General features: G+C 72.8%; 14 protein-coding genes and 1 pseudogene. 5 read left to right on the forward strand and 10 right to left on the reverse strand.

Going from position 1 to position 19,563, the window contains the following annotated elements; all coding sequences use genetic code 11:
* Positions 1 to 14 precede the first annotated feature (14 nt).
* The gene (locus tag SMD11_RS08650; RefSeq protein ID WP_087925888.1) at positions 15 to 1,109 is read right to left on the reverse strand and encodes a CobW family GTP-binding protein; all 1,095 of its coding nucleotides are present in this window, start codon (positions 1,107 to 1,109) and stop codon (positions 15 to 17) included.
* A 14-nt stretch (positions 1,110 to 1,123) separates the two neighbouring features.
* Complete coding sequence (locus SMD11_RS08655) at positions 1,124 to 2,278, reverse strand: citrate synthase/methylcitrate synthase (RefSeq protein ID WP_087925889.1); 1,155 nt, start codon at positions 2,276 to 2,278, stop codon at positions 1,124 to 1,126.
* Positions 2,279 to 2,448: 170 nt separating this feature from the next.
* Here SMD11_RS08655 and SMD11_RS08660 point away from each other — a divergent pair, with 170 nt between their 5' ends.
* Both SMD11_RS08660 and SMD11_RS08665 read left to right on the forward strand, forming a co-directional pair.
* Entirely contained in the window at positions 2,449 to 3,756 is a 1,308-nt protein-coding gene (locus SMD11_RS08660) for a citrate synthase (protein WP_087925890.1), read from the forward strand.
* A gap of 117 nt (positions 3,757 to 3,873) precedes the next feature.
* Positions 3,874 to 4,815 (forward strand): sucrase ferredoxin, encoded by a 942-nt coding sequence (locus SMD11_RS08665; protein WP_087925891.1) that lies wholly within the window; start codon positions 3,874 to 3,876, stop codon positions 4,813 to 4,815.
* Here SMD11_RS08665 and SMD11_RS08670 read toward each other — a convergent pair.
* The 3 genes from SMD11_RS08670 to SMD11_RS08680 all read right to left on the reverse strand — a co-directional run bounded on the left by SMD11_RS08670 (position 4,799) and on the right by SMD11_RS08680 (position 7,669).
* Positions 4,799 to 5,869 carry an ABC transporter substrate-binding protein gene (locus SMD11_RS08670; protein ID WP_087925892.1) on the reverse strand — a complete coding sequence of 357 codons (1,071 nt, stop codon included), beginning with the start codon at positions 5,867 to 5,869 and terminating at the stop codon, positions 4,799 to 4,801. The two genes, SMD11_RS08665 and SMD11_RS08670, sit on opposite strands and share 17 nt — an antisense overlap.
* 83 nt (positions 5,870 to 5,952) lie before the next feature.
* On the reverse strand, positions 5,953 to 6,807 hold the full coding sequence (locus tag SMD11_RS08675) for an ABC transporter permease (RefSeq protein WP_234366375.1): 855 nt from the start codon (positions 6,805 to 6,807) through the stop codon (positions 5,953 to 5,955).
* A gap of 4 nt (positions 6,808 to 6,811) precedes the next feature.
* The gene (locus SMD11_RS08680; protein ID WP_087925894.1) at positions 6,812 to 7,669 is read right to left on the reverse strand and encodes an ABC transporter ATP-binding protein; all 858 of its coding nucleotides are present in this window, start codon (positions 7,667 to 7,669) and stop codon (positions 6,812 to 6,814) included.
* A gap of 338 nt (positions 7,670 to 8,007) precedes the next feature.
* Between SMD11_RS08680 and SMD11_RS08685 the strand changes: the two genes are divergently transcribed.
* Both SMD11_RS08685 and SMD11_RS08690 read left to right on the forward strand, forming a co-directional pair.
* Positions 8,008 to 9,627, forward strand: a complete 1,620-nt coding sequence (locus SMD11_RS08685) for a sensor histidine kinase (RefSeq protein ID WP_087925895.1) — start codon at positions 8,008 to 8,010, stop codon at positions 9,625 to 9,627.
* On the forward strand, positions 9,624 to 10,304 hold the full coding sequence (locus SMD11_RS08690; RefSeq protein WP_087925896.1) for a response regulator: 681 nt from the start codon (positions 9,624 to 9,626) through the stop codon (positions 10,302 to 10,304). The genes SMD11_RS08685 and SMD11_RS08690 overlap by 4 nt, the downstream gene beginning before the upstream one ends.
* Positions 10,305 to 10,337: 33 nt before the next feature.
* Here SMD11_RS08690 and SMD11_RS08695 read toward each other — a convergent pair whose 3' ends face one another.
* Entirely contained in the window at positions 10,338 to 12,458 is a 2,121-nt protein-coding gene (locus tag SMD11_RS08695; RefSeq protein WP_087925897.1) for a DNA gyrase/topoisomerase IV subunit B, read from the reverse strand.
* Positions 12,459 to 12,891: 433 nt separating this feature from the next.
* On the opposite strand from SMD11_RS08695, the gene SMD11_RS08700 reads away from it, so the two are divergent.
* The gene (locus SMD11_RS08700) at positions 12,892 to 13,122 is read left to right on the forward strand and encodes a DUF7455 domain-containing protein (RefSeq protein ID WP_030260793.1); all 231 of its coding nucleotides are present in this window, start codon (positions 12,892 to 12,894) and stop codon (positions 13,120 to 13,122) included.
* 430 nt (positions 13,123 to 13,552) lie between these two features.
* On the opposite strand, the pseudogene SMD11_RS08705 reads toward SMD11_RS08700, so the two are convergent.
* From SMD11_RS08705 to SMD11_RS08720, 4 genes and pseudogenes are all read right to left on the reverse strand, one after another.
* A pseudogene (locus SMD11_RS08705) lies at positions 13,553 to 14,350 on the reverse strand (serine protease); the annotation flags it as partial.
* Positions 14,351 to 14,494: 144 nt separating this feature from the next.
* On the reverse strand, positions 14,495 to 16,042 hold the full coding sequence (locus tag SMD11_RS08710; RefSeq protein WP_199843827.1) for an RNA polymerase sigma factor: 1,548 nt from the start codon (positions 16,040 to 16,042) through the stop codon (positions 14,495 to 14,497).
* A 444-nt stretch (positions 16,043 to 16,486) separates the two neighbouring features.
* A complete protein-coding gene (locus tag SMD11_RS08715) occupies positions 16,487 to 17,425 on the reverse strand; it encodes a FadR/GntR family transcriptional regulator (protein ID WP_087925900.1) in 939 nt (312 codons plus the stop codon).
* A 148-nt stretch (positions 17,426 to 17,573) separates the two neighbouring features.
* Entirely contained in the window at positions 17,574 to 19,487 is a 1,914-nt protein-coding gene (locus tag SMD11_RS08720; RefSeq protein WP_087925901.1) for an ATP-binding cassette domain-containing protein, read from the reverse strand.
* Positions 19,488 to 19,563: the final 76 nt, after the last annotated feature.

Raw genomic sequence — 19,563 nt, forward strand, 5'->3', positions numbered from 1 at the left:
CCCGCCTCCCGCGCTCACGCCTGCGCGTACCGCAGCACGCCCCACATCGTGTGCTCCTCCGCGTCCTCCGGGGCCAGGTGCCGGCACGCGTCGAGCCCGGCCCGCAGGGCGTCCGGGTCGATCCCGGTGCCGATCAGCACCAGCTCGGTCGGCTCGTCCTCGCCGCGCGCCGCGGGCGTGGCGTAGAAGCGGAGGAAGTCGCCGACGGCGTGCACCTCGTACCGCTTCCGCCGGTGGCCCGCCGCGCCGAAGCGGACGTACCCCTTGATGCGGTAGAGGCCGTCGGGGCGGTTGTCGAGGAAGTCCATGAGCCGGCGCGGGTCCATCGGCTCGGCGGCCGTGAAGGAGACGCTGTCGTAGGCGGCGTGCAGATGGCCGCAGTCGCCGGCGCAGCCGTCGCCGTGGCCTTCGCCGTCGTGCCCGTGGCCCCGCGCGTCCTCGCGCTCCCGCTCGTCGCGGACGAGGTCCTCGAAGGACAGCTGCCGTATCGCCTCCGTGTCCTCCTCGCGCGGCTTGCGGTCGAAGAGCAGCTCCGGGTCGACCCGCCCGTAGGACGCCTCGACGACGGGGGTGCCGGGCCGCCCGATCCGTCCGAGCTCCTCGCGCAGGGCCGCCCGCGCGTCCTCCGCCACCCGGTCCGCCTTGTTGAGGACGACGAGGTCGGCGAGGGCCAGGTGCCGGTCGATCTCGGGGTGCCGGGCGCGGGTACGGGCGAACTCGGCGGCGTCCACGACCTCGACCAGGCCGCCGTAGACGATGCTCGTGTTGTCGCTGGCCAGGATCATGCGGATGAGCTCCTGGGGCTCGGCGAGCCCGCTGGCCTCGATCACGATGACGTCGATCCGGGCGGCCGGGCGGGCCAGCCGGTCGAGGAACCCGTCCAGCTCGCTGGTGTCGACGGCGCAGCACAGGCAGCCGTTGCCCAGCGACACCATCGAGTCGACCTGCCCGGCCACGCTCATGGCGTCGATCTCGATGCTGCCGAAGTCGTTGACGACCACGCCGATCCGGCTGCCCCCGCTTCTGCTCAGCAGGTGGTTCAGCAGGGTGGTCTTGCCGGAGCCCAGGAAGCCCGCGAGCACGATGACCGGGATCTGTCGCTTCGCCAACGGGGGCGCCTCCCTCACATGTCGGACGCAGCGGGAACCGGCTGCGGCGGGGGCGGACCGACATAGCGGGCCGCCGGGCGGATGATCTTCGAGTCCTCCGCCTGTTCCAGGATATTGGCGCTCCAGCCGATCACCCGGGCCGCGCAGAAGGTGGGGGTGAACATCTCCCGGGGCAGCCCGCACAGCTCCATGACGACGCCCGCGTAGAACTCCACGTTGGTGTGCAGCTCGCGGCCCGGCTTGAGCTCCGCGAGGATCGCCTCCACCCGTCCCTCGACCTCGACCGCGAGGTCGACGAGCGGGCCGCCGAACTCCTCGGCGATCTCGCGCAGCATCCGCGAGCGCGGGTCCTCGGTGCGGTAGACGGGGTGCCCGAAGCCCATGATCCGTTCGCCCGCCAGGACCCGCTCGCGGATCCAGCCGTCGGCGCGGCCGGGGGTGCCGATGGCGTCCAGGGTGTCCAGGGCACGACTGGGGGCGCCGCCGTGCAGCGGGCCGGACAGGGCGCCGATCGCGCCGCCGAGGCAGGCGACGAGGTCCGCGCCGGTGGAGGCGATGACACGAGCGGTGAAGGTGGAGGCGTTGAAGCCGTGGTCGACGGTCGAGATCAGGTACCGCTCGACGGCGCGGGCGTGCCGGGGGTCGGGTTCCGCGCCGGTGAGCATGTACAGGTAGTTGGCGGCGTGCGGCAGGTCGTCGCGCGGCGCCACGGGCTCCAGGCCCCGGCCGAGCCGGTACAGCGCGGTGAGCAGGGTGGGGACGGCGGCGCAGGCGGTGAGCGCGTCGGCCTCGCGCCGTGCGGCGTCGGTGTCGTACAGCGGGCGCAGGCCGGCGGAGGCGCCGAGCAGGGAGAGCGCGGTGCGCAGCCCGGCCAGCGGGCCGGAGGGGGCGCAGGAGCGGGCGAGGGCGGGCAGGGCGTCGCGGACGTCGGCCGGGAGGTGGCGCAGGGCCGCGGTCTCGGCCGCGAAGCCGGCGCGCCGGGCGGCGTCCGGGAGCGTGCCGCGGAGCATCAGGTGCCAGACGTCCTCGAAGGAGCGGCTTCCGGCCAGCTCTACGGCGGAGTACTGGCGGTAGTGGTAAAAGCCCTCGCTGCCACGGACGTCGCCCAGGGCGGTGTCGGTGACGACGACGCCCGCGAGTCCGCGCGGCACCTCGGTGATGGTCGGCATCTTTTCTGGCTCCTCGGTCTCTTGGCACTCGGCCTCGTGGCAGCTGACGTTGCTGAACCCGGCGTCGCTGAACCTTGCCTTACTGAACCTTGATCCGACTGTCCATGCTTGACTGAATGGATGTCAATATTGATTGAATCAATGTTGAGCTTGCGGATACGGTGTCGCCCATGGCGGATCACACGACGGACGGGCCGGCGGCGGGCGGGACGGCCTCCGGACCAGGGGGACCCCGGCTGACCACCCGCGAGGTCGCCGAACGGCTGGGCGTGAAGCCCGAGACCGTCTACGCGTACGTCAGCCGGGGCCAGCTCACGAGCCGCCGCGGTCAGGGCGGCCGGGGCAGCACCTTCGACGCCACGGAGGTCGACGCGCTGGCGCGGCGGGGGCGCCGCGAGCCGGCCTTCGGCGGCGAGACCTCGATCCGTACGGGCGTGACCCTCATCGAGGGCGACCGGTACTACTACCGCGGCGTCGACGCGACGGAGCTGGCCGCGCGGCACGGGTACGAGGAGGTGGCGGAGTGGCTGTGGACCGGGGAACTGCGACCCGGCACCCGCTTCACCGCGCCCGCCGGGATCCTGTCGGCAGCGCGCCGCGCGGTCGCCGCGCTGCCCGGGCACAGCGGGCCCACCGACCGGCTGCGGGTGGCCGCGATCGCGGCGGCCACCGCCGATCCGCTGCGCTTCGACCTCTCCGCGCCCTCCGTCCTCGGCGCCGCGCGCGGCCTGATCCCGACGCTGGTGGACGCCCTGCCGCCCGCCGGCGAGCTCCAGGACGCCGCAGCCGCAGCCGGGTCCGGGCATGGCTCCGGAGAGGACGGCACCGCCCCCCTGGCCGCACGCCTGTGGTCGCGACTGACGGCACGGACACCCGACGACGCGTCACTACGAGCCCTGGAGGCGGCCCTTGTGCTGCTCATCGACCACGATCTCGCCGCGTCCACGCTCGCGGTGCGGGTCGCGGCCTCCGCGCGGGCGCACCCGTACGCGGTGGTCTCGGCCGGGCTCGGCGCGCTGGAGGGGCCACTGCACGGCGCGGCGAGCGGTCTGGCGCACCGGATGCTGACGGAGGTGCTGGAGCGGGGCAGCGCGGCGGCCGTGGTGGCGGACCACCTGCGGGGCGGCCGGAGCGTCCCGGGGCTGGGGCACCGGCTCTACCCGGGACCGGACCCCCGGGCGCGGGAGCTGTTCGCCCGCCTGGAGTCCGTCCCGGGCGCCCGGGAAGCCCTGGCGGCGGCGCGTGAGGTGGAGGCGACTGCGGCCCGGCAGGGCACCCCGCACGCCAACGTCGACCTCGCGCTCGCGGTGCTCACGGTCTCGTCGGGAATGGCTCCGGAGGCGGGTGAGACGGTCTTCGCCGTGGCCCGTACGGCCGGCTGGGTCGCCCATGCCCTGGAGGAGTACGCCGAACGCCCGCTGCGGCTCCGGCCCGTAGGCCAGTACTGCGGGCCCAGGCCGCCCCGCCCGACGCCGTGAGAGGTCCTTTCCGCGCCGCCGAAAGGCGCTGGGAAGGCTCTTCCCACCCCGCCCGTCACACCTGTTCGTCGCAATCCGCACATACAATCCACGCCAGGGTAGGTTAGGCTAACCTTCGTGAGTACGTGCGCGACTGCCTCTCGCCGCCTTGCCGAGCCGTTGTCCGGTACCGCGGCCACCGCCCGGACGTGGCTGCTGATCGAGCAGCCCGGCCCGTGGGGCGCCGACGCCCTCACCACCAGCCACCTCGACCCCGCCGTCGGCCGCGCCCTGGCCGCGGCCACCGAGGGCACCGGCGTACGGGTCGCCCTGATCCGGCGCCCCGGCCGGCACGCCGACTGCCACGGGCCCACGACGCAGCGGGTGTTCGCCGCCCACACCGCGCCGGGCCGCTCCTGGATCCGTACCGCCGCCCTCGCCGACCCGGCGTCCCTGGCCTCGCTGAACTTCGCCGCGCTCGGCGCGGGCGAGCACGACGGCCTGTGGGAGCCGCACACCGGCGCGCCGCTCGTCTTCGTCTGCACCAACGGCAAGCGCGACCGCTGCTGCGCCCTGCTGGGCCGCCCGCTGGCCGCCGAGCTCGCCGCGACCGGCTCCATCGACACCTGGGAGATCACCCATATCGGTGGTCACCGCTTCTCCCCCACCCTCTTCGTCCTGCCGTACGGCTACGCCTACGGACGGGTCACCGCGCACGAGGTCAAGGACATCGTGGAGGCCGCCCGCGACGGCCGGATCGCCACCGGCAACTGCCGCGGCCGCTCGGCCTGGGAACGCCCCGCGCAGGCCGCCGAGCTGGCGGTGCGCGAGCTCACCGGCGAGGAGGGAGCGGGCGCCCTGGACGTCGTACGGACCGAGGGGCCGGCCCCGCACTGGTCCGTGACCGTCACCCACGCCGACGGCCGCGCGTGGCGGGTCGCGGTGGAGCAGGGCGCCGCCGAGCCGCCGCGGCCCGAGAGCTGCGGGCGGGTGCCCGGCAGCCCGGCCCGGATGGACGTCGCGTCGGTCACCCCGCTGGTGTCCGTCTCCCCGCTGGCCGGCGTCAGCCCGCCTTCCTGACGAACTCCGTGGTGTAGGTCTTCTCCAGGTCCACCTTCGCGTTCTTGAGGTTGGGGTTGAAGGACTTGAGCACCTCGTGGACGGTCCGCGGCCCGTCGGCGGGCATCACGCCGTCCGGGGTGAACATCGGCAGCGTGTTGCGCACCGCCTCGATGTACTGCGCCTTGCCGCCCTTCGCGTAGTCCTCCGGCATCTTGGCGGCGATCTCCTCCGGACTGTGCGTGGACATCCACTTCAGGGTCTTCACGAAGGCGTTGGCGAGCTTCTGCACGGTCTCCTTGTGGTCGTTCACCCAGCCGGTGTTCATATAGAGGCTCGACGCGGGGTAGAGGCCGCCGAGCGCCGCCCGGGAGCCCTCGGGGGTGCGCATGTCGACGAGCACCTTGCCGGCGTCCTTGGCGAGGATCTGCGCGACGGTCGGGTCGGTCGTCATGCCCGCGTCGATGGAACCCTGCTGGAGCGCGGCGAGGAAGGTCTGCCCCGCGCCGACGGCCACGGGCGTGATGTCGCTGACCTTCACGCCGTTCTTGACCGCCAGATACTTGGTCAGGAAGTCGGTGGAGGAGCCGAGTCCGGTGACGCCCAGCTTCTTGCCCTTGAAGTCCTTGGGCGAGGTGAGGGTGGGGGCCGCCTTCTTGGAGACGATCTCCACCTCACCCGGCGTCCGGGCCAGCTGGACGACCGACTCCACGTTCTTGCCCTTCACCTGGAGGTCGAGCGTGTGGTCGTAGAAGCCGACGACCCCCTGGACCTCTCCCGCGACGAGCGCGGTCGTGGCCTGCACCCCGGCGGGCTCGCTGAGCAGCCTGACCGCCACCCCCTCCTCCTGGAAGTAGCCGAGCCGCTGGGTGAGCACGGCCGGCATGTAGATGACCTTGTCCAGGCCACCGACCATGATCGTGACGGTGTCCCCCTTGGCCGCCTCGGCGGCCTTCTCCGCGGTGCGGGTCTTCGAGGCGTCGTCGGCGCACCCGGTGAGACCCGCGGCGAGGAGGAGGCAGAGGGATCCGGCGGCGGCCGCCACGCGGGCGGGGCGCTTGCTGAAGCTGGGCATCAAGTGTTCCCTACGGTCGGGACGTACGCCGGAACGCACGGCCGTGGTGACGGACGGGGCGTGGGGGGCGCGGCGGGACGGTCTCAGTCGCCCGAGCCCGGGGCGCCGGGCTTCCAGCGGAAGAGCCGCTTCTCCGCGAAGGTCAGCAGCCCCTCGGCGAGCAGGGCGACGACAGCGAGGATGACCATCGCGGCAAAGACTCCGGCCGAGTTGAACGTGTTCTGGGAATTGGAGACGAGGAGCCCGATGCCCTTGATCGCGCCGATGTACTCGCCGACGATCGCGCCGATCAGCGCGAAGCCGAAGCTCACGTGGAGGCTGGTGAAGATCCAGGAGGTCGCGGAGGGAACGACGACCTGAAGGGTCACCCGGCGGTTGCTCGCGCCCAGGATCCGGGCGTTGGCCACCAGGTTGCGGTCGACCTCGCGGGCGCCCTGGAAAGCGTTGAAGAACACCGGGAAGAAGACCAGCACGACGGCCGAGGCGACCTTGGACGTGGGACCCAGCCCGAACCAGATCAGGAAGATCGGCGCGAGCACGATCCGCGGCACCGCGTTGAGGACCTTGATGTACGGGCCGAAGACGTCGGAGAGGAAGCGGACCCGGCCGAGCACGATGCCGAGCACCACACCGGCGCCGACGCCGACGACCCAGCCGAGCAGGGCCTCGTAGAGCGTGTACCCGATCTGCTCGCCGAGCGAGCCCTGCGGGGTGCCGTGCAGGGTCCACTGGACGATCTGGTCCCAGATCGCCGACGGCATGGAGAAGTAGAACGAGTCGATCAAGCCATTCCGGGACAGCAGCTCCCAGGCGGCGAGCACCAGGACGAGCAGCAGCACCCGGGCCCCGTACACGAGGAGCCTGCGGCGGCGGGCGGCCCGCACGCGGGCCGCCGTACGGCCGGTACGGAGGGCGAGGGGCGCGCCGACGGACTCCACGGACTCAAGCGACACGGGAAGCCCCCCTCTCACGGGTGACACGGACCTCTTCGCCGAGGGACGCCCAGATCTCGCGGTAGATCTCCACGAACTCCGGCTCCAGCCGGACGGCTTCGACCTTGCGCGGCCGGGGCAGCCGGACGGGGAAGACCTCCTTGACGGTCGCCGGGCCGGCGGTCATCACCACGACCTTGTCGGCGAGCGCGATCGCCTCCTCCAGGTCGTGGGTGACGAAGACGACGGAGGCCGCCGTTCCGTCGGCGCGGCCGGCGCTCCGGAGCTCCAGGAGCTCGTCCGACATCAGGGCCCGCGTCTGGACGTCGAGGGCCGAGAAGGGCTCGTCCATCAGCAGGATCGCGGGGTCGCACACGAAGGTCTGGGCGAGCGCGACGCGCTTGCGCTGCCCGCCGGAGAGCTGGTGCGGATAGCGGTCGGCGAAGGAGTCGAGGCCGACCCGGCCGAGCCAGTCGCGGGCCCGGTCGCGGGCCTCGGCCTTCGGCACGCCGCGGAAGCGCGGGCCCGCCATCACGTTGGACAGCACGGTGCGCCAGGGGAAGACCGCGTCCTGCTGGAAGACGAAGCCGATCTCCGGGCGGATGCCGCGCACCGGCTCGCCGCCGACCAGCACCTCGCCCTCGGTGGGCTCCTCCAGGCCGCTGACCAGCGTGAGCGTGGTGGACTTACCGCATCCGGTCGGTCCCACGACCGCCACGAACTCGCCCCGCTCCACGGTGAGGTCGAGGTCCCGTACCGCCGTGTGCGCGGCCCCCGAGGGGGTCCGGAACACCTTGCTCGCGCCCCGCAGCTCGATCGCCGGGGTGCGGCCGCCCGGCGGGGGGCCGCCGTGCCTGTCGCCGTTCATCCGCATGCCTCCTTCGCGCGGCCGCGTCGCCGGGACCCGCGCTCCTGGGACCCCGTTCCGGCCGGTGCTGGAGGTTAGGTGCGGCGCGCGGCGACGGCACAGGCTTGTGGGCGCTGTGCGGCTTCCGCGCACGAACCCTGTTCTGCTCCTTTTGCTCGCGGTAGAACCTCGCGGTAGCGCAACGAATGCGCCACGGGACTGGGCTACGCGGCAGGGCCCGGATACGTTCTGTTGACGCCGCAGAAACGGACAGCCGCTGAACCGGAATTGACCCCTCCGGTACAGCCGGCTGACGGACCGGTCCCGCGTGGGCGGGAGACGACACGAAAGGGACACAGATGCGCCCCCGGTGGCCCCGCCGCGTCTTCGCCCAGGTCCTGCTCGTCCACCTCCTGATCATCACCGGCGTCGCCGGGCTCGCCGCCGGGCTCTTCCTCGCGCCGCTCGGCGCCCAGCTGGACGAACAGGCCGAGCGCCGGGCGCTGTCCATCGCCCAGGCCACCGCCGCCCAGCCGGACCTCGCCCACGACCTGCTGGCCGGTCGGCCCGCCCCGGACGGCCCGGTGCAGGCCGGCGCCGAACGCATCCGGCTGGCCACGGGCGCCAGTTATGTGGTGATCGTCGACACCCGGGGCATCCGCTACTCCCACACCACTCCCTCCCGCATCGGCGGCCGCGTCAGTACCGACCCCGGGCCGGCCCTGAGCGGCCGCGAGTGGACGGGCATCGGGCGCGGCACCCTCGGCCGCTCCGCGCGGGGCAAGGTGCCGCTGCGCGACGACGAGGGGGCCGTCGTCGGGGCCGTCTCCGTCGGCATCGCCTACGACAACGTGCACGCCCTGCTGGTCCGCGCGGTACCGGGCATCCTGCTGTACGCGGGCGCCGCGCTCGCGGCCGGCGCGCTGGCCGCGGTCGCCGTCTCCCGGCGGCTGCGCAAGCGCACCCACGGCATCGAACTCACCGAGATATCGGCGCTCCTGAACGAGCGTGAGGCCATGCTCCACGGCATCCGCGAGGGCGTGGTGGCACTGGACCGGCGCGGCCGCGTGCGCCTGGTCAACGACGAGGCGCAGCGGCTGCTCGGCCTCGGGCCGGATGCCATCGGGCAGCCGCTCGACACCGTCCTGCCGCCCGGCCGGACCACCGATGTGCTGGCGGGCCGGGTCACCGGGACGGACCTGCTCACCGTGCGGGACGGCCGGGTGCTCGTCGCCAACCGGATGGACACCGCCGACGGCGGCACCGTCGCGACCCTGCGCGACCGCACGGAGCTGGAGCAGCTGCGCAGGGAGCTGGACGGCACCCGGGGGCTGACCGACGCGCTGCGCGCCCAGGACCACGAGCACGCCAACCGGCTGCACACGCTCCTGGGCCTGCTGGAGCTCGGCCTGCACGAGGAGGCCGCCGCGTTCGTCGCGGAGGTGACGGGCGCGCACCGGGCCACGGCCGAGCAGGTCACCGAGCGCGTCCGGGACCCCGTGGTCGGCGCGCTGCTGGTGGGCAAGAGCGCGGTGGCCGCGGAGCGCGGCGTGGCGCTGCGGGTGAGCCCGGGCAGCCGGCTGCCCGACCGGGTGGTGGACGCGCGGGACGTGGTGACGGTGCTCGGCAACCTCGTGGACAACGCCCTGGACGCGGCCGCGGCACGGTCCCGCGGGGACGCCTGGGGCAAGCCCTGGGTGGAGGTCGACCTGCGCGCGGTGGGCTCCGCCGTCGTCCTCCGGGTCTCGGACAACGGTCCGGGCATACCGGAGGCCGCCAGGGAGCTGGTGTTCACGGACGGCTGGTCCACCAAGGAGTCGTCCCCGCACCGCCGCCGGGGCCTCGGTCTCGCGCTCGTACGGCGGCTGGCCGAGCGCTACGGCGGAACGGCGCGGTCGGGTGAACGGGAAGGCGGCGGCGCGGTGTTCACCGTGGAGCTGCCGGAAGCACTGAACCACCTCGAAGGGGTGAAACGATGATCGAGGTCCTGGTCGTGGACGACGACTTCCGCGTCGCCGAGATCAACGCCGCTTACGTCGCGCGGGTCCCCGGCTTCCACGTCGGCGCCAAGGCCCACAACGCGGCGCAGGCCATGGCCGTGCTGGAGCGCGGCGGCATCGACCTGGTCCTGCTGGACCACTTCCTGCCGGACGAGACCGGCCTGTCCCTGGTCCGCCGGATACGCCAGCGCGGCCACCTCACCGACGTGATCATGGTGACGGCCTCACGGGACATCGCGACCGTACAGGCGGCGATGTGCTACGGCGCGCTCCAGTACCTCGTCAAGCCGTTCACCTTCCCCGGGCTGCGGGTGAAGCTGGAGGCGTACGCGCAGCTGCGGCGGACCCTCGACGACGCGGAGGAGGCGGGCCAGGACCAGGTCGACCGGATCTTCGGCACCCTGCGGACGGCGGCCACCAGCGCGCCGCTGCCCAAGGGCCACTCCGCGCCGACGGCCGAGCTGATCCGCCGGGTGCTCTCGGACGCGGCGCGGCCCCTGTCGGCGCACGAGGTCGCGGCCCGCTCCGGGCTGAGCCGCTCGACGGCGCAGCGCTATCTCAAGCGGCTGGAGGAGTCCGGCAGGCTCCGCCTCACCCTCAGATACGGCGAGACGGGCCGCCCGGAGCACCGCTACGCCTGGGCGGTGGCCGGCTGACACCCGCCGGCCACCACGCCCCCGAGGGGGCCGTCAGGCGTCGATGCGCGAGCGGTCCAGCGTCGCCGCCGAGTTGGTGATGAACTCCTTACGGGGGGCCACCTCATTGCCCATCAGCAGGTCGAAGGCGCGCTCGGCGGCCTCCAGGTCGCTGATGTTGATGCGGCGCAGGGTGCGGTGGCGGGGGTCCATCGTGGTCTCCGCGAGCTGGTCGGCGTCCATCTCACCGAGGCCCTTGTAGCGCTGGATGCCGTCCTTGTACGGGATGTTCTTGCGCTCCAGCTCCAGCAGGGTCTGGCGCAGCTCGCTGTCGGAGTAGGTGTAGATGTACTTGTCCTGGCCCTTCTTCGGGCGCGTGAGCTCCACCCGGTGCAGCGGGGGCACCGCGGAGAAGACCCGGCCCTCCTCCACCATGGGGCGCATGTAGCGCTGGAAGAGCGTCAGCAGCAGGCAGCGGATGTGCGCGCCGTCCACATCGGCGTCGGCGAGGAAGATGACCTTGCCGTAGCGGGCCGCGTCGATGTCGAAGGTCCGGCCGGACCCGGCTCCTATGACCTGGATGATCGCGCCGCACTCGGCGTTCTTCAGCATGTCGGAGACGGACGACTTCTGGACGTTCAAAATCTTGCCGCGGATCGGCAGCAGCGCCTGGAACTCGGAGTTCCGCGCCAGCTTCGCGGTGCCGAGCGCGGAGTCGCCCTCGACGATGAACAGCTCACTGCGCTCGACGTCGTCGCTGCGGCAGTCGGCGAGCTTGGCCGGGAGCGAGGAGGACTCCAGGGCCGTCTTCCGGCGCTGCGCCTCCTTGTGCTGCCGGGCGGCGATGCGGGTACGGGCCGCCGCGACGACCTTCTCCATGACGGCGCGGGCCTGCTGCTTGGCGTCGCGCTTGGTGGACGTCAGGAACGCCTTGAGCTCCTTGGCGACCACGTTCGCCACGATCCGGGTGGCGGCCGAGGTGCCCAGGACCTCCTTGGTCTGCCCCTCGAACTGCGGTTCGGCCAGCCGGACCGTCACCACGGCCGTGAGGCCCTCCATGGCGTCGTCCTTGACGACGTCGTCCTCGGCGACCCGGAGCAGCTTCGACGAGCGGAGTACCTCGTTGACGGTCTTGGTGATGGACCGCTCGAATCCGGACACGTGCGTGCCGCCCTTGGGGGTGGCGATGATGTTGACGAAGGACTTCACGCTCGAGTCGTAGCCGGTGCCCCAGCGCAGGGCGATGTCCACGCCCAGCTCGCGGGTGACCTCGGTGGGCGTCATATGGCCGCGGTCGTCGAGGACCGGCACGGTCTCCTTGAAGGTGCCCTGGCCGGTCAGCCGGAGCACGTCGCAGACGGCCTTGTCCTGGGCCAGGTACTCGCAGAACTCGCTGATGCCGCCGTCGTAGCGGAACGTCTCCTCGGTGGCGCCCTCGCCGTCGAGGCCGCGCTCGTCGCGGACGACGATCGTCAGGCCGGGCACCAGGAACGCCGTCTGCCGGGCGCGCCCGTAGAGCGTCTCCAGGGAGAGCTTGGCGTCCTTGAGGAAGATCTGGCGGTCCGCCCAGTAGCGCACCCGGGTGCCGGTGCGGGTCTTGGGGACCTTCTTGCCCTTGAGGAGGCCGTTGCCCGGGTCGAAGGGGGCGTCCGGGCCGGACTCGGTGAAGATGCCGGGGACACCGCGGCGGAAGCTGATGGCGTGGGTCCGGCTGTTCCGGTCGACCTCGACGTCCAGGCGGGCGGAGAGGGCGTTGACGACGGAGGCGCCGACGCCGTGCAGACCGCCGGAGGCGGCGTACGAGCCGCCGCCGAACTTTCCGCCGGCGTGCAGCTTGGTCATGACGACCTCGACGCCGGACAGGCCGGTCTTGGGCTCGACGTCCACGGGGATGCCGCGGCCGTTGTCCCGCACCTCCACGGAGCCGTCGTCGTGGAGGATCACGTCGATCCGGTCGCAGAAGCCGCCCAGGGCCTCGTCCACGGAATTGTCGATGATCTCCCAGAGGCAGTGCATCAGACCGCGGCTGTCGGTCGAGCCGATATACATGCCGGGGCGCTTGCGGACGGCCTCGAGGCCCTCGAGGACGAGCAGGTGCCGCGCGGTGTAGTTGGATCCGTCCCGGTCTGCCCCGGTCAGCAACGCAGTGGACGGCACGGACATCTCGGCGGTCACGCGGTTCGCTCCTCGCTGAATTTCTTTTTGGCCCGGGTCGGGCGCAGTGATGGCTCGGTCGCCGTTCAGAGGGTACCGAGGCCTGGTAGAGCCTTTGCGCAGCCACCCGTGGGAACGCCCATGCTAGTCCAGGATCGATCAAATGTTCGATGACTCGATGGGGTGACGTGCACATCACGTTCCCTTGGAGGCATGAACCATTTAGGCTCCGGGCACGTCCTGAACAACAAACCCGGCAAGCCGGCCGGGTGGACGAAAGCTCCCCAGCGATGTGAAACCGTAAGCCCACGCAATACGGCTCATTCGCCGCCAACCGTCAAGATCCGGCCTGCTCCGAAGGAAGTTTCGAGGAAAAGCCGCGAGCGGGAACGTTTTCGGCCTGGTTGGATGTTGACCCTGGTACGACAGCTCGTCGAGCTAGAGAAGAGGCGACGTGACTACTGTTCTGACCCCCGCGAGCCCGCTGACGGCCGCTGACCGCTGCGACCGGTGCGGCGCTCAGGCATACCTGCGCGTCGTTCTCATGAGCGGCGGCGAACTGCTCTTCTGCGCCCACCACGGGCGTAAGTTCGAGCCAGAACTCAAGAAGATCGCCGCGGAAATACAGGACGAGACGGAGCGGCTCACCGCCTCTCCGGCGTCCGCGTCCGACGAGGACCGCTGAGTCCGCAGTGGAACGCTGACACATCGCATCCGACGACGAGCGAGGTCCGGCCATCCAGGGCCGGGCAGCCGCGGGCGGCCACCCCCACCGGGGAGGCCGCCCGCTCTCGTGCGCGCGCCCTCCCGGCGCCCCCGCGAAACGCTCAGCACGCCCCCACAGGCCCTCACCGCCGTCACCACGGCCTCCGGGGGTGCACTCCGGCACTCCTTTGCCCGGCCGCCCCGCGAGGCGGCGAGACGGGCCGCTGGGCTCTCGCCGGGGCCGTCGCGGCGGTGTGCGAGCGGGCCCGCGACCGGTCCGGGCGCCCCGCCTGCGGTACGGGCCGCCGGTCAGGACGCCGCGCGGCCGGGCCCGCCGGCGTCGCGACCCGGCCGGACCGCGCCTCCGCGGGCGATATCGGCGCGGCGGGCTTCACCGTGTCCACGCTGTGCGCCTTCACCTGGGCGATGGCCGCCGAGATCCGGGTGTACACCCCCGGGTGTCCGGGCTGGGCGCAGCCGCTCCCCCAGGACACCAGCCCCACCAGCCGCCCCCGCGCCACCAGCGGCCCTCCGCTGTCGCCCTGGCAGGCGTCCCGGCCGCCCGCGGGCAGCCCCGCGCAGAGCATCGTCGCCCGCCGGTAGACGCCCTCCGCGCTCCCGGGGTACGCCCGCTCGCACTGCGCGTCGTCCATGACGACCAGCCCCGCCGCCCGCAGGGTCTCGGAGTACGTGCCGTTGCCGAACATGTCGCCCCAGCCGTAGACCGCGGTCGGCGTGCCGGTGCGGTAGACGGCGTCGCCCGCCTGCGCCAGCGCGATCGCGCTGTCGTGCGGCAGCGGGTCCTTCAGGGTGAGCACGGCGAGGTCGCCCTCGTTGGTCTCGGTGTCGAAGTCGGGGTTGACCCAGGTGGCGCGCAGCTCCAGCTCGGACCCGGACACGCCCCTCAGGTCGTCCCGGCCGTAGATCACCCGGAGGTCCTTGGCCTCGGTCACGTCCGTCCCGAGGACCTCGCGGCTGAGGCAGTGCGCCGCCGTGAGCACCGTCCGCTGTCCCACCACGGCGCCGCCGCAGAACTGCCCCGAACGGGCGGGACCGAACCGCTGGCGGCTCGCCAGGGCCACCGCCCAGGGCGCCTCCGCGGCCCGGACGGACTGCCCGCCGACGACCGCCAGGTCCGCCTGCGCGGGGACCGGCGTCGCCAGCAGCAGCGCGACCGCGCCGGCCAACGGGTAGCTCAGCGAACGCATGCACACTCCTGACCGTATGAAGTCCCCTGCATACCCAGGGTCACCCCGTCCGCCGATCATCGCATCCCGAAGCCCGAAGGCCCGGCACCTCGGAAGAGGTGCCGGGCCTTCGGGGACTTCGGAAACGGGCGACCGCCCCGGTTTCTAGTCGAGGTAGTCGCGCAGGACCTGCGAGCGGGACGGGTGGCGCAGCTTGGACATGGTCTTCGACTCGATCTGACGGATGCGCTCGCGCGTCACGCCGTAGACCTTGCCGATCTCGTCCAGCGTCTTCGGCTGGCCGTCGGTGAGGCCGAAGCGCATGGAGACCACGCCCGCCTCACGCTCGCTGAGCGTGTCCAGGACGGAGTGCAGCTGCTCCTGGAGGAGCGTGAAGCTGACCGCGTCGGCCGGCACGACCGCCTCGGAGTCCTCGATGAGGTCACCGAACTCGCTGTCGCCGTCCTCACCCAGGGGGGTGTGGAGGGAGATCGGCTCACGGCCGTACTTCTGGACCTCGATGACCTTCTCGGGGGTCATGTCGAGCTCCTTGGCCAGCTCCTCCGGGGTGGGCTCGCGGCCCAGGTCCTGGAGCATCTGGCGCTGGACACGCGCGAGCTTGTTGATGACCTCGACCATGTGCACCGGGATACGGATGGTGCGGGCCTGGTCGGCCATCGCGCGCGTGATGGCCTGGCGGATCCACCAGGTCGCATACGTGGAGAACTTGTAGCCCTTGGTGTAGTCGAACTTCTCGACCGCGCGGATCAGACCGAGGTTGCCCTCCTGGATCAGGTCCAGGAAGAGCATGCCGCGGCCGGTGTAGCGCTTGGCCAGGGAGACCACCAGACGGAGGTTGGCCTCCAGGAGGTGGTTCTTGGCGCGGCGCCCGTCCTCGGCGATGATCTCCAGCTCGCGCTTGAGCTTCGGGGCGAGCTTGTCGCTGTTCGCCAGCTTGTCCTCGGCGAACAGGCCCGCCTCGATGCGCTTGGCGAGCTCGACCTCCTGCTCGGCGTTGAGGAGCGGGACCTTACCGATCTGCTTGAGGTAGTCCTTGACCGGGTCGGCGGTGGCGCCGGCCACCGCGACCTGCTGCGCGGGGGCGTCGTCCTCGTCGTCGTCGGAGAGGACGAAGCCCTTGTTCTCGCCGGTCTCGTCCTCCTCCTCGCCGGCCTTGCCGGGGGTGGGGGTCTCCTCGACGAGCTCGTCGTCGAGCAGCTCGTCGGCGTCCTTCTTGGAGGCGGTCTTCTTGGCCGCCGTCTTCTTCGCGGTGGCCTTCTTGGCCACCGTCTTCTTGGCCACCGCCTTCTTGGCGGCGGTCTTCTTCGCGGGCGACGCGGTCTCGTCGCCCTCGGCGTCGCCGTACGCGCCGACGGACGCGCCGGACGTGGCCTGCCGGGACGTGACCGTCTTGGAGGCGACGGTCTTGGTCGCGGTGCGCTTCGCCGGGCTCTTCGCTGCGACGCTCTTACGGGTGCGCTTGGGCGCCTCGGCGGCACTGACCATCAGCGTCACACCCTCCTCGTCGAGGACCTGGTTGAGGCTGCGCAGAACATTCTTCCACTGGGTTGGCGGAATCTGGTCAGCCTCGAAGGCCCGACGCACGTCGTCGCCGGCGATCTGCCCCTCGGCCTTTCCCTGCTCGATGAGCGCCATCAGAGACTCGGATTCGGCGATCTCCGGCGGGAGCGTACGGGATGTGCTGGCCGACACGAACAACCTCTCGGAACGATGGAAACGGCTTCCGGCCCCGGTCCGCTCTGAACGAGGGACCGGTTCCGACGACCGCCGGCAATGGATGAACCGACGGCGCGCGGGTGGTGAGTACGGACGGACACAGCACCTCGAACGAGGCCGGTATTCCCTCCGCCGCTGCCACCTCTTTAGTCATCGCACTGCCTCAAAGAGCGTTACGCCCAATCCTCGTGGCCCGAGTCACACCACATAACGGAGTGAAAGGCCATACAAGAGGACATAGCATCCCGCCGCTCCTCGGCTGCGGCCCCGGTCCGAGCTCCGGGGGCGGCCTGCGGTGCCCGTCCGGCGACGGATCGGGCGCGCGGCCGGGGTGTCGGCCGCGCGCCCGATCCGCTTCCGCGGTCCCGCGCGCGGCCCGTCCGTGCGATCCGGCCCGTGCCGTCCCGCCTCTTCCCGCGGTCAGTGTTCGCGCGGCGCGGGCACCACGCGCTCGACGTCGGGGTGGGCGGTCAGCAGCTGGCGCATGGCGGCCTCCGCCCCCGCGGCGTCGCCCGCGCCCACGGCGTCGACGATCCGGAGGTGGTGGCCGACGCCGGCCTCGGTGGGGCGGTCGCAGCCGCCGGCCGGGGCGCCCGAGACGTGCAGCGCGGAGGAGACGATGCCGGAGAGGTGCTCGAGCATGCGGTTGCCCGCGACCTGGAGGAGCAGGGAGTGGAACTCGGCGTCGGCGCGCGAGAACGTGAGCGAGTCGCCCTGGGCCAGCGCGTGGCCCATGATCTCGGCCATGTCGGCCAGGCGCTGCTGGACGTCCTCGCGGCCGTGCCCGGCGGCGAGGCGGGCGGCGAGCGGCTCGATGGTCCAGCGGAGCTCGCAGAGCTCGCGGCGCTGGTCCTCGCGCTGGGGCCCGAAGGCCCGCCACTCGATGATGTCCGGGTCGAGGAGGTTCCAGTCGGCGACGGGACGGACGCGGGTGCCTACGTTGGGGCGGGCGCTGACCAGGCCCTTGGCCTCCAGGACGCGCAGGGATTCGCGGACGACGGTGCGGGAGACCTCGAAGCGCTGTCCGATCTCCTCCGGGACGAGGGGGCGGTCGGCCCCCAGGTCCCCGGAGACGATCATCTGGCCGAGCTGCTGCACGAGCTGTCCGTGCAGCCCTCGGCCCCGGCTGCCGGCCGCGCGGCGGCCGGCCCGGCTCAGTTCCGCCTCGCTGTCCCAGGCGGGTGGGGTCCCACGGTCGGCCCCGTGGGCCTCCCCGTAGGAGTATCGGTCCAGCTCGCCCGAGCCTGTGAGGCCGGAGTCGGAGGGGCGAGCCGCGGTCATCATGGTGTGCGCAAGGGTACTCACGCCTCCTTTGTCGGCGACACCTCCAGCTCCCTTGAGGTCTTTGGTGAAAAGCACACGAAAGGGTGATCGCCCATTACCTCATAATTGACGCCTAACTGTGCGGAAACGGGCTCGGTTACCGGGTGCTTTGGATGCGGAGCGTGACATTCGAGGCGCCGGGCTCACGGGGAGTTCACGGGTGTGAGCGGGCGGGCGCGCGCCCTCATCGCGGCCGACCGCGGAACACCGTGAGGACGTACGCGCCGAGGAGCGCGGTGAGCGAGAGCGCGAGCCCCCACCCGACGGGCTGGGAGACCAGCCGCAGGGCCGCCGAGACGCCCTGGTCCATGCCGGAGGGCCACTGCACGACGGCCGCCGAACGCAGCCGCTCCGGGAGCCCGACCAGCGACCGGGCGGCGGGCTCGGCCAGCAGACCGCCCAGCACCGGGACCACCAGCGTCGGCACCGCCAGCACCGCCACCAGCCCGAGCGCCGTGGACCGGAACAGCCCGGCGGCGAGCAGGCCGGCCCAGGCGCAGCCCAGGGTCAGCCCCGCCCAGCCGACGAGCGCGACGGCCAGCTCGCCCGAGGGGCCGACGGTGACGTCGCCGAAGAGCAGCCCCACGGCCGCGGCGTCGAGGGTGACGGAGGCGAGCGCGAGCAGCAGGGCCGCCCCGGCCGTGACGGCGAGCTTGGCGCCGAGCAGGCCGAGGCGGCGGGGGACGGTGCCCTGGTCGGGGGCGAGCGCGGGGTAGCGGAACTCCTGGCCGAAGGAGAGCGCACCGATGAGCCCGGCGCCGAAGGCGGCCGGCGGCAGCGGCAGCAGGGCGGGCCAGCCGGTGAACAGGCGGGGCTCCGGCGATCCGGTGCGGGCGAGGAGCACGGAGGCGAGGACCGAGACGAGGAGCGCGGCGGCGGCCACCACCCAGGCGGTCCGCACCCCGGCGGCGCGGCGGAGTTCGTAGCGCAGCGGCCAGACGGGGTCGGACGCCGGGAGGCGGGGCTGGACGCGGGGCGGCAGGGCGGAGCGGGCGGCGGCGCGGCCGCTCCGGGCGGAGCGGGCGGCCTCCGCACTGCCCGCACTGCCCGCACGGCCAGAGGCGGCGTCGGCGGGGTTCGCGGGTGCCGCCGGCGCGCCGGGAGCCTCTGCCGCGTCATGTGCTCCCGGCGGCGGCACGGCGGGGTGGGCGGCGGGCTGCCTGCCGTCGGCGCGGGGCAGGGGGGTCACCGGGCCGGTGTCGCCGACCTCCTCGGTCAGCCGGTGGACGAGGATCCCGTGGCGGTAGGCGGCCTCCCCGACGGCGGCGCAGCTGCTGTTGTAGACCGAGAGCCGGCCGCCGCCTTCGTTGACGACCTCCATCGGCGGCCCCGCGTCCGCGGCCCCCGTGGCGTCGCCGGCGCCGCCCGCGCCGGCCTCGGAGTCGAGGACGTGGGCGAGGCGGTCGGCGAGCGGCGTCCGCACGGCGACGCGGGGGCGCAGCCGGGTGCGGGCGAAGTCGTCGACGGCCTGGTCGGCCACGAGGCGCCCGTGGTCGATGGTGACGACCTGGTCGGCGACGCGGGCGGCCTCCTTGGGGTCGCGCGAGGTGACGAGGACGGCGCCGCCTTGGACGGCGTAGCCGCGCAGCAGTCCGTGGAGCCAGGCGGTCTCGCGGGGGGAGAGCTCATGGGCGGGCTCGTCGAGGACGAGGGTGTGGGGGTCGCCGAGGAGGGCGGCGGCGAGGCCGAGGCGGCGGTCCATGCCGAGCGAGAAGGTGCCGAGGCGCTGGTCGGCGAGGCCGCTGAGGCCGACGACCTCCAGGACCTCGTCGGCACGGGCGACGGGGACCCCCGCGGCCGCGCTGAGCATGCGCAGATGCCCCCGGGCGCTGCGGGAGGGGTGGCCGGGGACGTCGCCCAGCAGCACCCCGATCTCCCGCGTGGGGTGCGGGACGCGGTCGAGGGTGCGGCCCCGGAAGAGCGCGACGCCGCGGCCGGGGTCGAGGCGCAGGATCAGGCGCAGCGCGCTGGTCTTCCCGGCGCCCCTCTCCCCCAGCAGGACGGTGACCTTCCCGGGGCGCGCCTCGAAGGTGAGGTCGTCCACGGCGAGCGGCTGGTTGCGGCGGGGAGCACTGGTCAGTCCGATGGCCTGGATCATGGCTTCTCCCGCAGGGCGTGAGCCGGCTCGGCGGCGCCAGGGCGCACGCGAGCGTGAGGACGTACGGCAGCACGGT

This window comes from Streptomyces albireticuli (genome assembly GCF_002192455.1).
GTDB classification, from domain to species: Bacteria; Actinomycetota; Actinomycetes; order Streptomycetales; family Streptomycetaceae; genus Streptomyces; species Streptomyces albireticuli_B.

Coding starts and splice junctions, on each gene's coding strand:
- SMD11_RS08690 (WP_087925896.1), top strand. CDS start 9,624: ATGATCGAGGTCCTGGTCGTGGACGACGACTTCCGCGTCGCCGAGATC.
- SMD11_RS08660 (WP_087925890.1), top strand. CDS start 2,449: ATGGCGGATCACACGACGGACGGGCCGGCGGCGGGCGGGACGGCCTCC.
- SMD11_RS08680 (WP_087925894.1), bottom strand. CDS start 7,669: ATGAACGGCGACAGGCACGGCGGCCCCCCGCCGGGCGGCCGCACCCCG.
- SMD11_RS08655 (WP_087925889.1), bottom strand. CDS start 2,278: ATGCCGACCATCACCGAGGTGCCGCGCGGACTCGCGGGCGTCGTCGTC.
- SMD11_RS08670 (WP_087925892.1), bottom strand. CDS start 5,869: ATGCCCAGCTTCAGCAAGCGCCCCGCCCGCGTGGCGGCCGCCGCCGGA.
- SMD11_RS08720 (WP_087925901.1), bottom strand. CDS start 19,487: ATGATCCAGGCCATCGGACTGACCAGTGCTCCCCGCCGCAACCAGCCG.
- SMD11_RS08685 (WP_087925895.1), top strand. CDS start 8,008: ATGCGCCCCCGGTGGCCCCGCCGCGTCTTCGCCCAGGTCCTGCTCGTC.